At 67.7% G+C, this 18,401-nt stretch carries 17 protein-coding genes; 3 read left to right on the top strand and 14 right to left on the bottom strand.

The annotated features are described in order from the left end of the window. Positions 1-26: 26 nt before the first annotated feature. From LOC60_RS03310 to LOC60_RS03330, 5 genes are all read right to left on the bottom strand, one after another. On the bottom strand, positions 27-1,133 hold the full coding sequence (locus LOC60_RS03310; RefSeq protein WP_442860365.1) for a siderophore-interacting protein: 1,107 nt from the start codon (positions 1,131-1,133) through the stop codon (positions 27-29). Further along, the gene (locus LOC60_RS03315) at positions 1,130-2,053 is read right to left on the bottom strand and encodes an ABC transporter ATP-binding protein (RefSeq protein WP_230021970.1); all 924 of its coding nucleotides are present in this window, start codon (positions 2,051-2,053) and stop codon (positions 1,130-1,132) included. The genes LOC60_RS03310 and LOC60_RS03315 overlap by 4 nt, the downstream gene beginning before the upstream one ends. A 1-nt stretch (position 2,054) precedes the next feature. Then, a complete protein-coding gene (locus LOC60_RS03320) occupies positions 2,055-3,026 on the bottom strand; it encodes a FecCD family ABC transporter permease (protein ID WP_230022866.1) in 972 nt (323 codons plus the stop codon). A gap of 95 nt (positions 3,027-3,121) precedes the next feature. After that, entirely contained in the window at positions 3,122-4,180 is a 1,059-nt protein-coding gene (locus tag LOC60_RS03325) for a FecCD family ABC transporter permease (protein WP_442860372.1), read from the bottom strand. 198 nt (positions 4,181-4,378) lie between these two features. Further along, a complete protein-coding gene (locus LOC60_RS03330; RefSeq protein ID WP_230021973.1) occupies positions 4,379-5,449 on the bottom strand; it encodes a glutathione S-transferase family protein in 1,071 nt (356 codons plus the stop codon). 138 nt (positions 5,450-5,587) lie between these two features. Here LOC60_RS03330 and LOC60_RS03335 point away from each other — a divergent pair, with 138 nt between their 5' ends. Beyond that, the gene (locus LOC60_RS03335) at positions 5,588-6,634 is read left to right on the top strand and encodes an NAD-dependent epimerase/dehydratase family protein (RefSeq protein WP_230021976.1); all 1,047 of its coding nucleotides are present in this window, start codon (positions 5,588-5,590) and stop codon (positions 6,632-6,634) included. A 7-nt stretch (positions 6,635-6,641) separates the two neighbouring features. Here LOC60_RS03335 and LOC60_RS03340 read toward each other — a convergent pair whose 3' ends face one another. Then, on the bottom strand, positions 6,642-7,616 hold the full coding sequence (locus LOC60_RS03340; RefSeq protein ID WP_230021978.1) for an NAD(P)/FAD-dependent oxidoreductase: 975 nt from the start codon (positions 7,614-7,616) through the stop codon (positions 6,642-6,644). Positions 7,617-7,681: 65 nt separating this feature from the next. On the opposite strand from LOC60_RS03340, the gene LOC60_RS03345 reads away from it, so the two are divergent. Beyond that, a complete protein-coding gene (locus LOC60_RS03345) occupies positions 7,682-9,052 on the top strand; it encodes an APC family permease (protein WP_230021988.1) in 1,371 nt (456 codons plus the stop codon). A gap of 107 nt (positions 9,053-9,159) precedes the next feature. Here the strand turns inward: LOC60_RS03345 and LOC60_RS03350 are convergent, their stop codons facing one another. The 8 genes from LOC60_RS03350 to LOC60_RS03385 form a co-directional block, all read right to left on the bottom strand. Further along, on the bottom strand, positions 9,160-10,233 hold the full coding sequence (locus LOC60_RS03350) for a YihY/virulence factor BrkB family protein (RefSeq protein ID WP_230021990.1): 1,074 nt from the start codon (positions 10,231-10,233) through the stop codon (positions 9,160-9,162). A 95-nt stretch (positions 10,234-10,328) separates the two neighbouring features. After that, a complete protein-coding gene (locus LOC60_RS03355) occupies positions 10,329-10,640 on the bottom strand; it encodes a PRC-barrel domain-containing protein (protein ID WP_230021992.1) in 312 nt (103 codons plus the stop codon). 108 nt (positions 10,641-10,748) lie between these two features. Beyond that, complete coding sequence (locus LOC60_RS03360) at positions 10,749-11,972, bottom strand: mechanosensitive ion channel family protein (RefSeq protein WP_230021995.1); 1,224 nt, start codon at positions 11,970-11,972, stop codon at positions 10,749-10,751. 161 nt (positions 11,973-12,133) lie between these two features. After that, positions 12,134-13,177, bottom strand: coding sequence for an iron-siderophore ABC transporter substrate-binding protein (locus tag LOC60_RS03365; protein WP_230021996.1), 1,044 nt, complete (start codon positions 13,175-13,177; stop codon positions 12,134-12,136). Positions 13,178-13,347: 170 nt separating this feature from the next. Continuing rightward, positions 13,348-14,586, bottom strand: coding sequence for an NAD(P)/FAD-dependent oxidoreductase (locus LOC60_RS03370; RefSeq protein ID WP_230021998.1), 1,239 nt, complete (start codon positions 14,584-14,586; stop codon positions 13,348-13,350). Further along, the gene (locus LOC60_RS03375) at positions 14,586-14,930 is read right to left on the bottom strand and encodes a bifunctional 3-phenylpropionate/cinnamic acid dioxygenase ferredoxin subunit (protein ID WP_230022000.1); all 345 of its coding nucleotides are present in this window, start codon (positions 14,928-14,930) and stop codon (positions 14,586-14,588) included. Before LOC60_RS03375 ends, LOC60_RS03370 begins: the two co-directional genes overlap by 1 nt. Before the next feature lie 54 nt (positions 14,931-14,984). Beyond that, positions 14,985-15,476, bottom strand: a complete 492-nt coding sequence (locus tag LOC60_RS03380; protein WP_230022002.1) for a MarR family winged helix-turn-helix transcriptional regulator — start codon at positions 15,474-15,476, stop codon at positions 14,985-14,987. Between the two features lie 109 nt (positions 15,477-15,585). Further along, a complete protein-coding gene (locus LOC60_RS03385) occupies positions 15,586-16,215 on the bottom strand; it encodes a TIGR03085 family metal-binding protein (RefSeq protein ID WP_230022004.1) in 630 nt (209 codons plus the stop codon). Between the two features lie 209 nt (positions 16,216-16,424). On the opposite strand from LOC60_RS03385, the gene LOC60_RS03390 reads away from it, so the two are divergent. Further along, entirely contained in the window at positions 16,425-18,395 is a 1,971-nt protein-coding gene (locus LOC60_RS03390; RefSeq protein ID WP_230022007.1) for an acyl-CoA dehydrogenase family protein, read from the top strand. Positions 18,396-18,401: the final 6 nt, after the last annotated feature.

Raw genomic sequence — 18,401 nt, forward strand, 5'->3', positions numbered from 1 at the left:
GTCATAACAAAATCTATTCGCCGGAGCTAGGACAGCTCGGCGCGGCCCTTGCGCCAGTAGCCCATAAAGGCCACCTGCTTGCGGTCGATCCCGACGTCGCGCACCAGGTAGCGGCGCAGGCCGCGCACCACGGCCGCCTCGCCGGCAATCCATGCGTAGAACGGAAGGGCACCTGACGGGGCGTTCGGGTTCCGCGAGGCTTCCACCACTGCCGGATCCAGCCGCTGCGGGGTTTCCCACAGGATGGCCTCGTCCACGTTGACTTCCTCGGGTTCCCCAAGGGAGGGACTGGGACGGAACGGTGCGCCGTCGGCGGTCTCCACCGAGGCCCAGCCGGGAAGCGCCACGACCTGCCGCACCGCGGCGTCGAGCAGTTCGCCGTGCGGCCGGGAGCCGCGGGCCAGCCAGATCATCTGCACGCCGGAGCTGGTACGCACGTCCTGGCGGTCCCCGGTGGAAGGGATTTCCATCAGGGCGTGGCCGGTGACGTCTTCGGGCAGCGATTCCAGGATCGCGGTGATGGCGGGAACGGCGGTTTCGTCCCCGGCGAGCAGCACGTGCCGGGCCATGCCCGGACGCCATTCGATCCCTCCGTAGGATTCAGCGGTGACGCACTGGGCGGCGTTGGGGCCGATAATGCAGACCCGGTCCCCCGGCTCCGCGGAGGCGGCCCAGCTGGACGCCGGCCCTCCCTTGCCGTCCTCGTCGAAATGCATCACGAAATCGACGTCGATCTCCGGTTCCGGGCCGGAGCAGCGGGCTCCGCGGACGGTGTAGGTCCGCATGTAGCCGCGGGTCGCCGGATCCAGCTTCAGCCAGTCCTGGTACCAGCCGGCGCCGAGCGTGGAGAGGTCCGGCAACGGAAGGGAGGTGCCGGCGGCGTCGATGCAGGGCACAATCACCTTGATCCGCAGATCGTGGGTCTGTCCCTGGACGCCGAAGTCGGCGAGGCAGGGTCCGGCGAAGGTGACGCGCTGGAAGTTGGCACCCATCCGGACAATCCGTTTGACCTCAACGTCAAAGGACAGCACGGCACCGGCGCTGCGGCTCCGGCGCCCGGGACGGGCGGGGACGGCTGCTGCAGCTTCGGCGGACGCGGCCGTTGCCCCGTTGGCGGAACGGACGTGCGTCATGATGCGGCCTCCATGGGCTCGTTGATGCCGGAGGAGCGCTGGCCGTCTCCCGGATTGGGCAGGTAGCCCCGTGGCTGTTCCGGTTCGGGCGCGGGTTCCGGTTCCGGTTCCGCTTCCGCTTCCGGCTCGGCGCTGTGGTGGCGTCCGAGCGGGACCACCATCGGCGTACCGGAGACCGGATCCGGGATGACGCGGCTCGCCAGCCCGAAGACGCTGCCCACGAGTTCCTCGGTCACGACGTCGGCCGGGGCGCCTTCCGCGGCGATCTTCCCGTCCTTCATGGCCACCAGGTGGTCCGCGTAGCGGGCAGCCAGGTTCAGGTCATGCAGCACGATGGCCACGGTGGTGCCCGACCGTCGGTTGAGGTCGGTGATCAGGTCCAGGACCTCGATCTGGTGGGTGACGTCCAGGAAGGTGGTGGGTTCATCCAGCAGCAGGATGTCCGTCTCCTGTGCCAGGGCCATGGCAATCCAGACCCGCTGGCGCTGGCCTCCGGAAAGCTCATCGACGTTCCGGCCGGCCAGGTCCACCGTGTCCGTGGCGGCCAGCGCAGCGGCCACTGCGTCGTCGTCGGCGGCCGTCCACTGCCGGAACCAGCCCTGGTGCGGGTAGCGGCCACGGCCCACCAGGTCCGCCACGGTGATCCCCTCGGGTGCGGTGGGCGTCTGCGGCAGCAGCCCCAGCGTGCGGGCCACCTGCCGGCTGGGTACGGAGGAGATGTCTTTGCCGTTCAGGTAGACGGTGCCCCCGGAAGGCTTCAGCAGCCGGGCCAGTCCGCGCAGGAGGGTGGACTTTCCGCAGGCATTGGCGCCGACAATGATCGTGATTTTCCCGGCGGGCAGGGTGAGCGAGAGCGAGTCCACCACTTTGCGCTCGTCGTATCCGAGCTCCAGCTTTTCAGCGGAAAGCAGGTTCTCCATGTCAGCCTCCTTGGCCTACGCGGTTTGACGTGACCAGCAGCCACAAAAGAAAGGGTGCCCCGAGCGCACCGGTCACTACGCCCACGGGCAGGGTGACGTCGGGGATAAGGTTGGCGCCGACGAAATCCGCCGCCAGGACAATGCAGGCACCAACCAGGCCGGCAGTGAGCAGGGTGGCCTCCCCGTGCATCAGCCGGCGGGCGATGGGTCCGGAGAGGAACGCGATGAAGGCCACCGGGCCGGCGGCAGCGGTCGCGGCGGCGGCCAGGCCTACCGCCACGATGATCAGGGCCAGCCGGGCCGTTTCCACCCGGATGCCCAGGCCCGCGGCGGCGTCGTCGCCCAGTTCCAGTCCGCGCAGCGCCCGGGAGAGCACGGCAGCGGCGGGAAGCAGCACCAGCAGGAAGACGGCCAGGACGGCCGCACGGTCCCAGCTGCTGTTGTTCAGGGAACCGGTGAGCCACACGAGGGCTTCGGAGGCGGTGCGGATGTCCGTCCGGGTCAGCAGGAAGTTAACCAGTGCCTGCATTACTGCGGCAAAGCCGATGCCCACCAGCACCAGCCGGTATCCGGCCACGCCGCCGCGGCGGGAAAGCAGGTAGATGGCCAGCGCCACCAGCAGGGCGCCGATCAGGGCGACGACGGACACGGTGGTTCCGGCGGCGCCGAACAGCACGATGGCACACACCGCGCTGGCGCTGGCGCCGTAGCTGATGCCGATGATGTCCGGGCTGGCCAGGGGATTGCGCAGCAGCGTCTGGAACACGGCGCCGGCAATCCCGAAGCCCACCCCGATCAGGGTGCCGATGACGGCGCGGGGAAGCTTGCTCTCCATCAGGATGTAGCTGGCGCCGGGAATCCGTTCGCCGAAGAGGATCCGGAAGAAATCCGGAACGGTGAAGGTATAGGTCCCCAGCAACACGTACACCGCAAACAGCACCAGCACCGCGGCGGCCAGCAGCGCCGGCACCAGGACGCGGCGTCGTCGTCCCTGCTTCCGGGCGGCGCGGACGGCGTCTGCTGCTCCGGCGGGGGCGGCGCGGGGACCGCGGGTCTCGACCGCGGCGTTCACAGCTCGGCCAGCTTCCGCCGCCGCACGAGCCAAATGAAGACGGGAGCACCGATCACGGCTGTGGTGACACCCACGGGGATCTCCCCCGGCGGCAGCAGGACACGCCCCACAACATCCGCGGTGACCAGCAGTGCCGGGGCGAGGAACAGGGAGAAGGGCAGGATCCAGCGGTAATCCGGGCCGGTAAAACTGCGCACCACGTGCGGGATGACCAGGCCGATGAAGGCGATGGGTCCGGCGGCCGCGGTGGCGGCCCCGCACAGCAGCACCACGCCCAGCGCAGTGATCCCCCGGCTGAGCCCAACATGCTGGCCGAGGCCGCGGGCAACGTCGTCGCCCAGGCTCAGGCCGTTCAGGGCGCGGCCGGCGAAGACGCAGATCAGGGCACCGGCAGCCACGAACGGCAGCACCGCCGCAATGGTGTCCCAGTCGCGTCCGGACACGCTGCCCACCCGCCAGAACCGGAAGGTATCCAGGGTCTGCTGGCTGGAGACCAGCACGGCGCTGAGCAGGGACATCAGCCCGGCACTCAGCGCGGCGCCGGCCAGGGCCAGCTTGACGGGCGTGGCACCTTCCCGGCCGAGGCTCGCCACCAGATAAACGACGACGGCGGCCAGCGCAGCGCCCACCAGCGAGAACCAGACGTAGCCGCTAAGGTTGGTGACGCCGAAAATGTAGATGCCCAGGACCACGGCGAACGCGGCCCCGGCGTTGACGCCCAGGATGCCGGGATCCGCCAGCGGGTTCCGGGCCACACCCTGCATGGCCGCTCCGGCCAGCCCGAGGGCGGCACCGGCGACCAGGCCCAGGACCGTGCGGGGAATGCGGGACTGGACAACTGCGTGGTCCCCGTTGGCCGGATCGAAGGCGGTGAAGGCGTCCCAGATAACACCGGGCGCTACCGGCCGCGCACCGACGGCGACGGACGCTGCACAGGCTACGGCCAGGACCGCAATGGTCAGGAGGAGAAGTCCGGCACGCCGTCCGGGGCCGTGCTTTCCGGCGGTGCCGGGTCCGGAACCCGGCAGCGCGGAGCCGCTGCTCGCGGGGCCGATGCCGGCGTTGGGTGCTGCCGCCTCGGTGGAGGCCGGGGCCGCGCGGGAGCCTGCCTGTCGGAGAACGCCTGACGGGCGTGCGGCAACACTCACGTAGGCACCTCCCTTGGGCAACTGGCAATTTCTTAAGTAAGGCTAGCCTATGGTCCGTGCCTTTAAGAAACGTTTATGTTGCGTAATAGGGAGCCTGCCGCGGCATTAGCTTGCGGCGCCGTGTCCGGGAGCAACCCGCTCTGATTCCCGCACCGGTCCAGGCGCGGTTCCGTTCCCGAACGGCCTGCCGCCCAGCGCCTCACGGCCGTGCGCGGACAGCCAGTTGGACAGGTCCGGCCCCCTGGGGACAATCCCGGTGGGATTGATGTCCTCGTGCACAACGTAGTAGTGCGCCTTGATCTGCTCGAAGTCCACGGTGTCGCCGAAGCCGGGGGTCTGGAACAGGTCCCGGGCGTAGCCCCACAGGGCCGGCATCTCGGTGAGCTTGTTCCGGTTGCACTTGAAGTGGCCGTGGTAAACGGGATCGAACCGGACCAGGGTGGTGAACAGCCGGACGTCTGCCTCGGTAGTGGTGTCGCCAACCAGGTAGCGCTGCCGGGAAAGCCGGTCCTCCAGCCAGTCCATGGCCGTCCACAGCCGGTCATAGGCGGCGTTGTAGGCCTCCTGCGAGCCGGCGAATCCGCAGCGGTAGACACCGTTGTTCACCTCGGTGAAGATCCGCTTGTTGACCTGCTCCATTTCCTCCAGGTGCTCCGCTGGAAGCAGGTCCGGTGCGCCTTCGCGGTGGAAGTCCTTCCACTCGGTGGAGAAGTCCAGGGTGATCTGCGGGAAGTTGTTCGTCACCACGGCGCCGGTGGGAACGTCGACGATCGCCGGAACGGTGATCCCGCGCTTATAGCCGGGCACCCGCTTAAAGAAGGCCTCCTGCAGCCGCTCGATGCCCAGCACCGGGTCCCGTCCGTCCGGATCCAGGTCGAACGTCCAGCTGCGGGCGTCGTGGGTGGGTCCGGGCAGGCCCAGCGAGATGGCGTCCTCCAGGCCGAGCAGCCGCCGGACAATGATGGTCCGGTTGGCCCACGGGCAGGCGCGGGCTGCAACCAGCCGGTAGCGGCCGGCCTCCACCGGGTAGCCGTCGCGGCCGTCCCGGGTGATCCGGGTTTCGATGTAGTTCGTGTCCCGGGTGTATTCGGTTCCGCCGGTGACGTAGGAACCTTTGGTGCTGTGCGCAGAGCCGTTCGCGGAGCCGGTCACATGGGCTGTTCCTTCAGTGGTCATGCCAACCAGATTAGCGCGTTACGTTCCGCTGCGGCCGGTCCGGGAGGGCACCTCCGGACGGTCCGGGGCTGCCGGAAAACCGGGGCGGCGGTAAAGTCGATTCAACGCGGGCGGCAGTGCAACGGAAGGATCTGGACCATGCGAGTAGCGGTTATCGGAGCAACCGGAAATGTCGGGACGGCGGTCCTGCGCCGGCTTGCCCAGGCCCGCGACGAACGCGGCGACCTCGAGGTGGCCGGCATTGCCCGTCGGGTCCCGGACACCTCCGAGCCTCCCTACACCGGCGTGCAGTGGCACAGCATCGACGTCGGCGACGCAGGGAACGTGGACCGGCTGACCGAGGCCCTGCGCGGCGCCGATGCGGTCATCCACCTTGCCTGGCTGATCCAGCCCAACCGCGATGAGGCCGAGCTGCACCGGGTCAACGTCTCCGGTACGGAAAACGCCCTGGCCGCCGCGGCCGCCGCCGGGGTCCGGCAGTTTGTCTGCGCGTCCTCCGTGGGAGCGTACAGCCCGGCCCCGAAGGACCGGCTGACGGACGAGTCCTGGCCGGCCCGCGGCATTGCCAGCTCGCACTACAGCCGGCACAAGGGCGAACAGGAAGCCCTGCTCGACCGGTTTGAACTGGAGTACCCGGAAATTGCCGTGGCCCGGCTGCGGCCGGGACTCATCTTCTCGTCCGGAGCCGGAAGCGAAATCGGCGGCTATTTCGTGGGCCGGGTGATCCCCAAGTTCTTCCTGAACAAGCTGCGGCTTCCACTGATCCCGCTGCCCCGTGAGTTCGTTTTCCAGGCGGTCCACGCCGACGACATAGCCGACGCGTACTGGCGCGTGGTGGACCAGCGGGCCGAGGGTGCCTTCAACATTGCCGCCGATCCGATCATCACTCCCGAACTGCTGGCCGGGGTCCTGGGCGCAAAGCGGATCCTGAACGTGCCCGTGAAGCTGGTGCGCGCCGTCGTCGGGCTCACCTGGGCAGCCCATCTGCAGGCCACCGATCCCGGCTGGATCGACATGGCCGCCGGCGCGCCCGTCATGGACACCACCCGGGCGCGCGAAGAGCTGGGCTGGCAGCCGCGGCGCACGTCGCTGGAATCCCTGCGCTTTGTGCTGGACGGGATGAGCACGGGCGACGGCGTGGCCGGCTCGCCGCTGCTGGCACCCCGTAGCCGGACCCGCGCCTAGCCGGTAGCTAGACCGCTTCGCGCAGGTCCGCGGCGTCGACCATTCCTGCTTCCGGCGCTGAGGCCACCGCCCGTCCGAGATCCTCTTCGAGCAGCTTGGCGTTGACCACCACGGCCAGGCGGTACGCGTCTCCGGCGGCGGCGACAACCTGGGCGGAGGGATCGGTGGCATTGCCCACGGCCCAGATCCGCTCCTGGCTGGTGCGTCCGAGCTCGTTGGTGACAATGCAGCCGTCGTCATCCGTTTCCAGGTGTTCGGTCAGCCCGGCGTCCATCTCGGCGGCGGGCTCCAGGAACATGGCTTCGCAGGGGACGGTCTGCCCGTCGGCCAGCACCAGGGCCGCCAGGGCATCGTTCTCGACGCTCACCTCCGCCACCGGGCCCTCCACCACACGGATACCCATGGCGGCCAGGCCGGAGGCGTCCTCTTCGCTGAGGGTAATGTCCGAGTGCAGCACCAGCACCACATCCGGGGAGAAGGTGCGCACCAGCTGTGCCTGCTGGATGGAGGTTTCCCCGGTCCCCAGCACGGCAAGCTGCTTGTCCACTGTTTCGTAGCCGTGGCAGTAGGGGCACTGCAGCACGTCGCGGCCCCAGCGCGGACGCAGGCCCTCGATTTCCGGCAGGACGTCCCGCAGGCCGGTGGCGAGAATCAGCTGCCGGCCGCGGAACCCGCGGCCGTCGCCGGTTCGGACCGTACCGGAGGGTTCGACGGCGGCCACCGTGGCCTCCGCCAGTTCCACGCCGTAGCCGCGCACCTCGGCCCGGGCGAGTTCCAGCAGTTCGGCCGGCGGCATGCCGTCGCGGGTGGGGAAACCATGCACATGGCCGGCAGGAGCGTTGCGCGGGGACCCGGCGTCGAGCACCACCACCCGGCGGCGGGCCCGTCCCAGGACCAGCGCAGCGGTGAGGCCGGCTATGCCGCCGCCCACGATCACCACGTCGTACTCGGGCACAGGAAGGGAAGATTCAGAACTGGTCATACGTATTTTTTACAGGATCCGGGAGGAATCATCAGCATTCTTACTATCCTGCATAAACTTTTCCTATGGAAGAAACCACGCAGGGAAAGCCTGCCTCCAAACTCAAGCAGGGCATCACCGGCCCCATGCTCTATCTGTTCATTTTAGGAGACGTCCTCGGCGCCGGCATCTACGCGCTGGTGGGGGAAGTTTCGGGTGAAGTCGGCGGTGCCATCTGGGTTCCGCTGCTGGTCGCCCTCGTCCTCGCACTGCTGACGGCTGCCTCCTACGCCGAACTCGTGACGAAGTACCCCAGGGCGGGCGGTGCGGCAGTGTTCGCCCAGCGTGCCTTCAAGGTCCCGGCCATTTCCTTCCTGGTCGGCTTCGCCATGCTTGCCGCGGGCGTGACCAGCGCCGCGGGCCTGGCGCTGGCGTTCACCGGTGACTACCTCAGCCCGTTCCTGGACGTACCCTCGGTCCCGGCAGCCATCGTGTTCCTGCTGCTGGTGGCGCTGCTGAACGCCCGCGGCATTTCCGAGTCGGTGCGCAGCAACGTGGTCATGACCGTGATTGAACTCTCCGGCCTCGTACTGGTGATTGTGCTGGTAGGCCTGATGCTGGGCCAGGGCGAGGGCCACCCCGAGCAGATCACCGAGTTCCCGGTAGGCGTGAATCCAGGCACCGCCGTCCTTGGCGCGTCCGTCATTGCGTACTACTCCTTCGTCGGCTTCGAGGTTTCGGCCAACGTTGCCGAAGAGGTCCGCGACGTCCGCCGGGTCTACCCGAAGGCCATTTTCGGAGCCATGCTCACCGCCGGCCTGGTCTACGTCCTGATTGGGCTGGCCGCCTCGGTTGCCCTGCCCACCGCGGACCTGACGGGATCCTCCGGCCCGCTGCTCGACGTCGTCAGCGCCACCGGATTCGGCGTACCGGACTGGCTCTTCAGCCTGGTGGCCCTGGTCGCGGTGGCCAACGGCGCCCTGCTGACCATGATCATGTCCTCGCGGCTGACCTACGGCATGTCGGAGCAGGGTTTGCTCCCCGCCGTCTTCGGCCGCGTACTGCCCAACCGGAGGACTCCGTGGGTGGCCATCATCGCGACCACCGCCGTCGCCATGATCCTGACCCTGACCGGCGATCTGTCGGAGCTGGCCGAGACCGTGGTCCTGCTGCTGCTCTTCGTCTTCCTGAGCACCAACGTTGCAGTAATTGTGCTGCGCAAGGACAAGGTGGAGGAGAAGCACTTCAAGGCCCCCATCGTGGTGCCGTACCTCGCCATCGCGTCCTGCCTGCTGCTGCTGACCCAGCAGGACGGCACGGTCTGGCTGCGGGCCGGCGCCCTGATGCTTATCGGGCTGCTGCTGTTCGGAGCCCGGCTGCTGGCCAAGGGCAGGAACCTGGGCGACAAGGGACGCCGCGGCCGGAAGGCTCCGGAGAGCTCCGCACCGGAAAAGTAGGCGGCCGGCCGGACCGCTCCCCCGACCCTGCACCACCACGCAAAAGCGCCCCGGACCAAACGGTCCGGGGCGCTTTTAGGTTTGCACGGGTGATGCTGCGCTAGCGGTTACTCGTGCAGGTCGTCGTCGTAGTCCTTGCCGGCGTGCTGCTGGCGCAGCTTCCGGCCCTCGGCAATGTCCTTCTCTTCCTGCTCCTGGCGCTTCTCCGTCTGGCGGGTGTCGCGCGGGGGAAGCTGCACGGATTCCTCGGCCTGGATGCCTGCCTGCAGTTCGCGGCCGCGCTCCACCTCGGCGTCGAACTCTGCGCCGAAGAGCAGGGACACATTGGCCAGCCAGATCCACAGCAGCAGGACGATGACGCCGCCGATGGCGCCGTAGGTGGCGTTGTAGTTGCCGAAGTTCGCGACGTAGAAGCTGAAGCCAAGGGTCACGATCGCCAGGATCACGAGGGCGATCAGCGAGCCCATGCTCATCCAGCGGAACTTGGGCTGCTTGACGTTCGGGGTGGCGTAGTAGAGGACTGCGATGATCAGCACGGCGAAGATCACCATGACCGGCCACTTGGCGATGTTCCAGATGGTTACCGCTTCACTGCCCAGACCGATGACATTGCCGATCGCTTCGGCGATCGGGCCGGAAATCACCAGCATCAGCATCAGTGCGGCAGCCATCAGGACCAGCACCAGGGTCACGAGCAGCTGCGTGGGAAGCAGTTTCCAGGCGGGCCGGCCTTCCTCGACTTCGTAAATGCGGTTCAGGGAACGGCCAAACGCCTTCACGAAGCCGGAGGCGGACCAGAGGGCACCCAGGATACCGATAATCAGCGTGAGGCCGGCAGCGCTGGAGTTGGTCAGCTGCTCGATGGGTCCTTGAATGACCTCGGCCGCCTCTGCGGGCGCAAACTGCTTAACGAAGTCCAGCAGGGCATTGGTGGTGCTTTCGCCCTGCCCCACGACCCCCAGGATGGAGACCATGGCCAGCAGTGCCGGGAAGATCGCCAGGACTGTGTAGTAGGTCAGCGCCGCGGCCAGGTCGGTGCACTGGTCCTTGGAAAACTCCCGGACGGTCTTCTTGAGGATGTATTTCCAGCTGGGTTTGGAAACCTCGGTGGGTTTATCCGGCTTGCTGGCATCGTCCGGACTGGGTGCTGTCTCGGCTTTGCTGTTCGTTTCCTGCGCCACTGCGGCCTCCTGGGGATGAATGTTCTGATCCCCATGCTATTAGTAAGCGTTCTTAGCAACAAAGGGATACCGCTGATGCACCTGGGCCGAGCACCTCAGCGCAGGCTGTAGTAGTCCATCAGGATGCCCTCTTCCCGGGGGCTGAGCGGGTTTTCCGGGTTGGCGCCGGGTGAATGGGCCACCTGGTCCCTGGAATAATTCACGAAAATATCCTGCCCGTCCCGGCGGGCGCCCTCCAGCGGAACATAGTGTTCCTCGGGTTCGAACAGGCCCAGGTCAACCGTGATCCAGACAGGCTCCGCGGTGTTGCGGTCCAGGTGCACTTCGCCCACCAGGCCCAGCCGCTCGCCGTCGACGGCCCAGACGCTTGAGCCCTGGATTTCGTGGAGCACGTAGGCGTCAGCCATCTTTTCGTCCCTTCGCCGGGCCGGCCCATCTGCCGGGGCTTTTATTGCCGCCCGCCGCAGTGCCTGCTGTCAACACCCCGGGTGCACTGCGGCCGGGGAACGGCTCAGTCAGCGCGGATTGTCGTCGACGGCGTTTTCCTCCCGTTCGGCGAAGACCTCTTCACCGGGGCCGGAGAAGTTCACCCGGCGGTCCACGGCGTCGATGCTGCCGGTGAACAGCTGGGAGTCGCTGGTGTCCTCGCTGCGCGGAGCCGAAGCAGTGCGGGGTCCGCGGTGCACCTCACGGGCGGGCGGGCGGACTTCTTCCCAGCGCTGGCGGGGCAGGGCCTCCGGATGCCATTCCTGGAGATGGGTCACCATGGTTTCGCGGATGAGGCAGCGCAGGTCAAACAGTGTGCCGCTGTCCACGGCGCTGACGAGGATGCGGATCCGGACCAGGCCCTTCACCGCGTCCGTCACCTGCAGGACGCTGGTCCGCTGGTCCCACAGGTCGGTGTTGGCCAGGATCTCCTTCAGCAGCGTGCGCAGCTCCCCCACCGGGACCCGCCAGTCCAGGTCCAGTTCCACCGTGCCCAGGATGTCCGACCGGCGCCGGGTCCAGTTTTGGAACGGCGTGGTGGTGAAGTAGGTGGAGGGCAGGATCAGCCGCCGGTCATCCCAGATGTGGAGCACCACATAGGTCATGGTGATTTCCTCGATGGTGCCCCATTCGCCTTCCACCACAACGACGTCGTCCACGCGGATCGCGTCGGTGAAGGCCAGCTGCATCCCGGCAAAGACATTGGTCAGCGTCCCCTGCACGGCAAGGCCTGCCACGATGGACAGCACGCCGGCGGAGGCCAGGATGCCGGCGCCGAGGGCACGGACCTCGGGAATGGTCAGCAGCACGCAGGCCACGGCCAGGCTCACCAGGATGGCTATGCCCACCCGCCGGCCCAGGATGACCTGCGTCTTGAGGCGCCGGTACCTGCGGTTGTCGCGCGTATCGGTGCTGTACTTCGTGAGGATCATGGCCTCGATGACCAGCAGCACAACCACCGCAAGCCACGCCACGGCGGCGATCAGGCCCAGCACGAGCACATAGTCCACCGCCGGCAGCCAGGAGGCACCGGCTGCCGTGGCCCCGAGGGCAATCCTCGTGCCGATCAGCGCAAGCCCCAGCCGCAGCGGGTTCCGGGCCTTCACGGTGATCTCCCGGATGCCGGGGGTCCTGCGGAACGCCCGGTGGACCACCTCCCGCAGGATTCGGGCCAGGATCAGGGCGGCGCCCACGGCCACCAGCACGGCAAAGAGCGGTTTAAAGCCGGCGGCAAGGGATAACAGGTCTTCCATAGGTTCGATGATTGCAAACTGCCGTAGGCGGCTTCCAATCGGTGCGCCCCGTCGGGACCTCCCGCCGGGACCACCCGTGCGTTGATCCGCCCGGTTAAAGCAGCGGACACCCCGGAATGTTCCGGGGTGTCCGTTCCGCCTCCGGGGAGGTGGCTGTTTTCTTACGTCGCGTCGCCCGCAGCGGCCTCGGCGATCATCGGCACTACGTTGTCCAGGGCGTAGGGGATGCTGAGCACGTTGATGGCCGAGGTGGAGAAGACACGCGTGGGATCGGCGTCGGCTACGAGTCCCCCGTTCTTCACCGCCGGGATCTGGCCCAGCAGCGGATCCGAGGCGATGCTGTCCGCAACCTCTTCGCTGGCGACCCAGCTGACGAAGATGTCCGAGTCCAGCTGGTTGAGGTTCTCATCCGACCACGGGATGTAGAACTCGCCTTCCTTGGAGTTCTCCTCCACCACCGGTGCCTGCGTCAGGCCGAGCGATTCCATGAACTTGGGCCGGTTGTCCAGGGCTGTGTAAACGGAGTTCTCGGCGCCGGGCGCGAGGTTGCCGTAGATGAAGGTCTTACCTTCCAGCTCCGGGTATTCGGCAGCCTTGTCGGTGATGGCCTGCTCGGTGTCCGCAACCAGCTGCTCGGCTTCATCGCTCTTGCCCAGGGCTTCGCCGATCATGGTGGCGGTGTCCTGCCAGGACGTACCAAACGCAACTTCGGGGTAGGCCACCACGGGGGCAATCTTGCTCAGCTTGTCGTAATCCTCCTGGGACAGGCCCGAGTACGCAGCGAGGATCACGTCAGGGTTGGTGGCGGCGACGTCGTCAAAGGCAATGCCGTCGGTTTCCGCGTATTGCGCCGGAGCGTTCTCCGAACCGATGGGGGCATCCAGGTCTTCGAGCGCCTCGTCAATCCAGGGGGTGGTGCCCTGGTCATTGCCGCCGAACTCAATCAGCGGCATACCGACGGGAACCACGCCCAACGCCAGTGCCGTTTCGGCGTTTGCCCAGGAAACGGCGGCCACACGCTCGGGAACTCCCTCAATGGTGGTCTCACCGAAGGCATGCTCGATGGTCACCGGGAACTGGTCTTCCGCAGCTGCAGCGCTGCCGGAGGATTCGTTTTCCCCCGTGGCACCGGTGGAGCAGGCGGAAAGGGACAGAACAGCGACGGCGGCCGCAGCGGCAACGCGGCGCATCCGGGACAGGGCCATGTGGGGCTCCTTGGATCACATAAACGAACGGAACGGACCCGGCGGTTGCGGATCCAAAAGTAAGGTTAACCCAGCCCCCACCCAATTACGCAACGCAAACCTTGCGTAATCGACGGAGACCGACGGAACTGCCGCTGAAACCGCTGCCTCCGCGCCTTTATTTCCACTTTTCAGGGCTTGCCGCGCGCCAGCCTGCGCAGGTCCGTGCCGGGATCCCGCAGCAGTCCCGGATCGAGGATGCGGCCGGATTCGATGAGCTTCCGGGCAGCCCGAACGGCGGTTCCGCCGTCGACGGCGGCCACCCCGGCCAGGATCCCGTCCACACCGAGGCGGAAGGCCGTAAAGCCGGCACCGGGTTCACCGCGGAGTACGGTCCGCCCCGGTACGGCCATGCTGCCGGCCACTTCCAGGTGCACGCCGTAGCGGTCGGACCAGAACCAGTCCACCGCTTCGGCGGGAGGGTCGACGCCGAGCATCCCGGCCGCGGCTGCCTCACCCGTGCGGCGGGCCGCGTCCCAGTGCTCAAACCGGCGGCCGGGCACACCGTCCGGACCGATCCGGCGGGAGGAATCACCGGCGGCAAAAATGCGCGGATGCGAGGTACGGCCTGCCGCATCCACAAGCACTCCCCCGTCCACGGAAAGTCCTGCGGTCTCGGCGAGCGCCGTTTCGGGTTCACTGCCGGCCGCCACCAGGACGGCGGTACCCCGCAGCGTGCCGCCGTCCGCCAGCTCCACGAGCAGGGACTTCCCGGCCCCGGTGACCGCCGCCGCTGCACCCCGCACGTACTTTGTTCCATGCACGGCGTGGAGGTGATGCAGATAGCCCGCCATATCGACGCCCACGGCGGAGGCGGCCGGCAGCTCCGCGGGATCCACCAGGGTGACGGCGGCCCCTAATCCGCGGGCCGTTCCTGCCACTTCGGCGCCGATCAGTCCCGCCCCGAGGATAACCAGATGGGCGTCGGCATCCAGGTACGCCTGCAGGGCCTGGGCATCCCCGGCGCTGCGCAGGGTAAAGACGCCGGGCAGGTCCATGCCTGGCAGTGGCAGCCGGCGGGCGCGGGCACCGGTGGCAAGCAGGACGGCGTCGGCGGCCAGTTCCCGGCCCGAGGCCAGGGCGAGGACGGGAGCTTCGGTGCCGTTGCCGGCGTCGAGCTTATCCACGGTGTCGGCGATGACCGTGGTGCGGTTGTCTGCGTACCACTGGCCGGGGGCTAGCTGCAGGCGGAGCCGGTCCAGGGTTCCGGCGAGGAAGGCCTTGCTCAGCGGCGGCCGGTCATAGGGCAACCCGGCCGGGTCCACCAGCGACAGCTCACCGGCGTAACCGTGCCGGCGGAGTTCGCGGACGGCACTGAAACCGGCAATTCCGCCGCCCACCACGGCGATCGACGCGGGGGCAGCAACCATCAGGCGTCGAGCGGGCTCACGTTGGGGTATAGCCAGACGCCGCCGTCGCGCACGTCAACACGGTGCGCCTTGGTGTTGATAAGGGCCGGCAGGCACAGGGCTTCGCCGGTGCGGAGGCAGAACCGTGCCGAATGGATGGGGCATTCCACCTCGTCGCCCTCGATCCACCCGTCGGCAAGGGAAGCGTCCTCATGCGTGCAGGTGTCATTGAGCGCATAAAACCGCCCGTTGTCGCTGTGGAAGACGGCAATGTCGTCTGCCGTGCCCGCCGTCTCCGCATCCACCGTGAGGGCCTCGCCCTCATCTATCTCGTCGACATCGGCAACGCGAATACCCTCGCTCATGCCCTTCCTTCCCCGGCGCCAGGCCAAATAACGTGCTGCTCTTAGGTCAACACGTTACCCCGGCAGCGGAGGGACGAGCGGCCCCTCATGCTGTGCACCCGCCGGAGCCGGTCTGTGCGGGGCCTGCTGCTGCCTGCCGCGTTCCAGCGCGCGGATGAGCGTGATCAACTCCGACCGCAGCTCCGGGCCGATTCCGGCAGTGGACGTGTCCTGCTCCAGGTTTTCGGCGTCGGCGAGCAGTTTCTGCCCGCGCTCCGAGATGGCCATCCATCGTCCGGACCGGCCAACCGTCTCGCCGGGCACCTCCTCCACAAGGCCCTGAGCGACCATGCTCACCAGTGCCGTGCCCAGGGTCTGCGCGGTAACGCGCAGGCGCCGGGCCAGTTCCGCACGCCGCATGGGTCCGTCCGCCAGGAGGATCCGCAGCACGGTGACGCGTTCCTGGGTCAGCCCCACGGCACGCAGTTTGTTGTCTACTTCTCGTCTTACCAGTCTTGCAGCCGTTGAGAGCAGCCGCACGGGTTCCCAGTCCCCCTCGTTCTGCATCTTCCTGCTTCCCTGATACGTCATTGGTAGGCGGTCCTGCTCCGCTGAAACAATCAGTGTGCTTACTATTTCAACGCCAAAGAGGGGGTACTTGTCAAGCCGGGTCAAGTTAGCGGGCTGCCCACTGGCGGAACACGCGGACGGCGTCACCGCCGCCTTCGATGCTCACATTGGCCGCGGCACGCCGTCCCATGGCGTGCAGTGCGAGGTCCACCACGTCCCCGGAAACCAGCACCGACGGGCTGCCCTTCTTCACCCGGCGCCGGCCGGAACCGGGCAGGGCCAGCTCCACGCCCACGGGGCTGCCGCGGTATCCCATCCGCGCCATCAGGCCCAGCTGCTTCCACAGCGCCTGCTGCTCCCCGGCGGGAAGCACCCGCGGTGCTGCCATGACGCCTGCACGGCGGATGTCCTCGTGATGAATGACGTATTCCACCAGGTTCGCCGCATCCAGCCGGTACGGCGAGAACCGGGCCGGCCCGGCAGCGAACCGGTCCACCAGTGCGGCATACCCGTCCGGGGTGCCCGCGGCGTCGGCTTCGGCACCCAACTGCTTTTCCTGGCCGGGCTTGGGCCGGCGCACCGCATCGGCGGCGATCTTCCAGGGCGCGTGTTCCCGCAGCACCAGATGGGCCAGCAGCCGGCGCACGTCCCATCCTTCACACAGCGTCGGCGCCAGCGGATCGGCCTCCCGCAGCGTCCGGACCAATTCCGCGCGTTCCGTCTCCACCCATGCCATAACAATCTCCTTCACGTTGAACCTGCACCGGTTTTCCGCCTTTTCCAGGCGGCTCCCTCCGGCTTTGCGGCCTGCGGCCAACATTAGCCATCCAACCCCCTTTACCCCTACCTACTGACGCGTAGCATGGTCCCCACAGTGAGCCGAGGTTGCTACGCCGGTACCGGTATCGGCGTATGGCGGCGCGGCCGTGACCGAGGAGAAATCCCATGAGCACCACTGACATTCATGACGCCAGCCGGAACCGAAGCGCCCGCAGAATCAAAGAGCGCGTGGTAACCGAGCAGGACGCCCGCAACGCCACAGAAGCAGCCCGCGATACCGGGGAATCCCGCCCGAGTTTCGCCAAGGGAATCTATCTGGGAAATTACAATCTCGATCTGGTGGGCTCGCTGCCGCCGGCGGACCTCGATGAGGAGGCCCGCGCCCAGCTGTTCCTGGAAGCACTGACCGAGTACTGCCGGACCATGGACGGCCTGGCCATCGAGCGGACCGGCGTGATCCCGGATGAGAACCTGCGCGGACTCGCGGACCTGGGGGTATTCGGTATCAAGATCCCCCAGCACTACGGCGGGCTCGGGCTGTCCCTGCTGAACTACGGACGCGCGCTGATGATCCTGGGCACCGTGCACCCCAGCCTCGGGGCGCTGGTCTCCGCCCACCAGTCCATCGGCGTGCCGGAGCCGGTGAAGGTCTTCGGCAACGAGGCGCAGAAGGAGGAGTACCTGCCGCGCTGCGCCGCCGGGGCGGTGACCGCCTTCCTGCTCACCGAGCCCGACGTCGGTTCCGACCCGGCGCGGCTGCGCACCACGGCCATCCCCTCCGAAGACGGCAGCGAATACGTCATTGACGGCGTGAAGCTCTGGACCACCAACGGCGTGATTGCCGAACTGGTGGTGGTGATGGCCGCCGTTCCGCCGCACGGCGAACATAAAGGCGGCATCAGCGCATTCGTGGTGGAGATGTCCGCCCCGGGCATCACGGTGGAGAACCGCAATAACTTCATGGGCCTGCGCGGCATCGAGAACGGCGTCACCCGGTTCACCAACGTCCGCGTTCCGGCAGCCAACCGTTTGGGCCGCGAGGGCCAGGGCCTGAAGATCGCCCTGACGACGCTGAACACCGGGCGCCTCTCCATTCCGGCCATGTGCGCGGCCTCGGGGAAATGGTCGCTGAAGATTGCCCGCGGCTGGTCCGGCGCCCGGGAACAGTGGGGACGGCCGATCGGCCGGCACGAGGCCGTGGCCAAGAAGCTCGCCTTCATTGCGGCCACCAGCTTTGCCCTTGAGGCAGTCTTCGAACTCGCCGCCGAACTGGCCGACGCCGGCACCAAGGACATCCGCATCGAGGCGGCCCTGGCGAAGCTCTGGGCCAGTGAAATGGCCTACAACGTTGCCGACGAGCTGGTGCAGGTGCGCGGCGGACGCGGCTTCGAGACGGCCGATTCCCTCGCCGCCCGCGGTGAGCGGGCGGTCCCGGCGGAGCAGCAGCTGCGGGACCTGCGCATTAACCGGGTGTTTGAGGGCTCCACCGAGATCATGCACCTGTTCATTGCACGGGAAGCCGTGGATGCGCACCTTTCCGCGGCCGGGGACCTGGCGGTGGCGGATGCCCCGGTGGGCGCCAAGGCACGGGCGGCGCTGAAGGCCAGCGGCTTTTACGGCAAGTGGCTGCCGACCCTCGCGGCAGGCAAGGGCAACGTGCCCACGTCCTACGCCGAGTTCGGCCTGCTTGCCCGGCATCTGCGCTACGCCGAGCGGGCCTCGCGCCGGCTGGCCCGCTCCACCTTCCTCGGCATGGCGCGCTGGCAGGCCGGACTGGAACATCATCAGGTCTTCCTGGGCCGGATTGTGGATATCGGCGCGGAGATCTTCGCCATCTCGGCCTCGTGTGTCCGCGCCATGAAGATCCGGCGGGAGGATCCGGCCGAGGGTGAAAGCGCGTTGGAGCTCGCGGACGCCTTCAGCCGGCAGTCCCGGGTGCGGATCGAGTCCCTGTTCGACGGTCTCTGGAACAACTCCGACGCCGCCGACCGGCAGCTTTCCAAGGGAGTCCTGGACGGACGCTACACCTGGCAGGAGGACGGCGTACTGGACGGGTCCGAGGGCACCGGGCCGTGGATTTCCGAGAATGCCCTCGGCGACGCACCGAAGGAGAACCTGCACCGCCGGTACCGGTAGGTCCGG

This window comes from Arthrobacter sp. zg-Y769 (genome assembly GCF_020907405.1).
Lineage (GTDB): Bacteria > Actinomycetota > Actinomycetes > Actinomycetales > Micrococcaceae > Arthrobacter_B.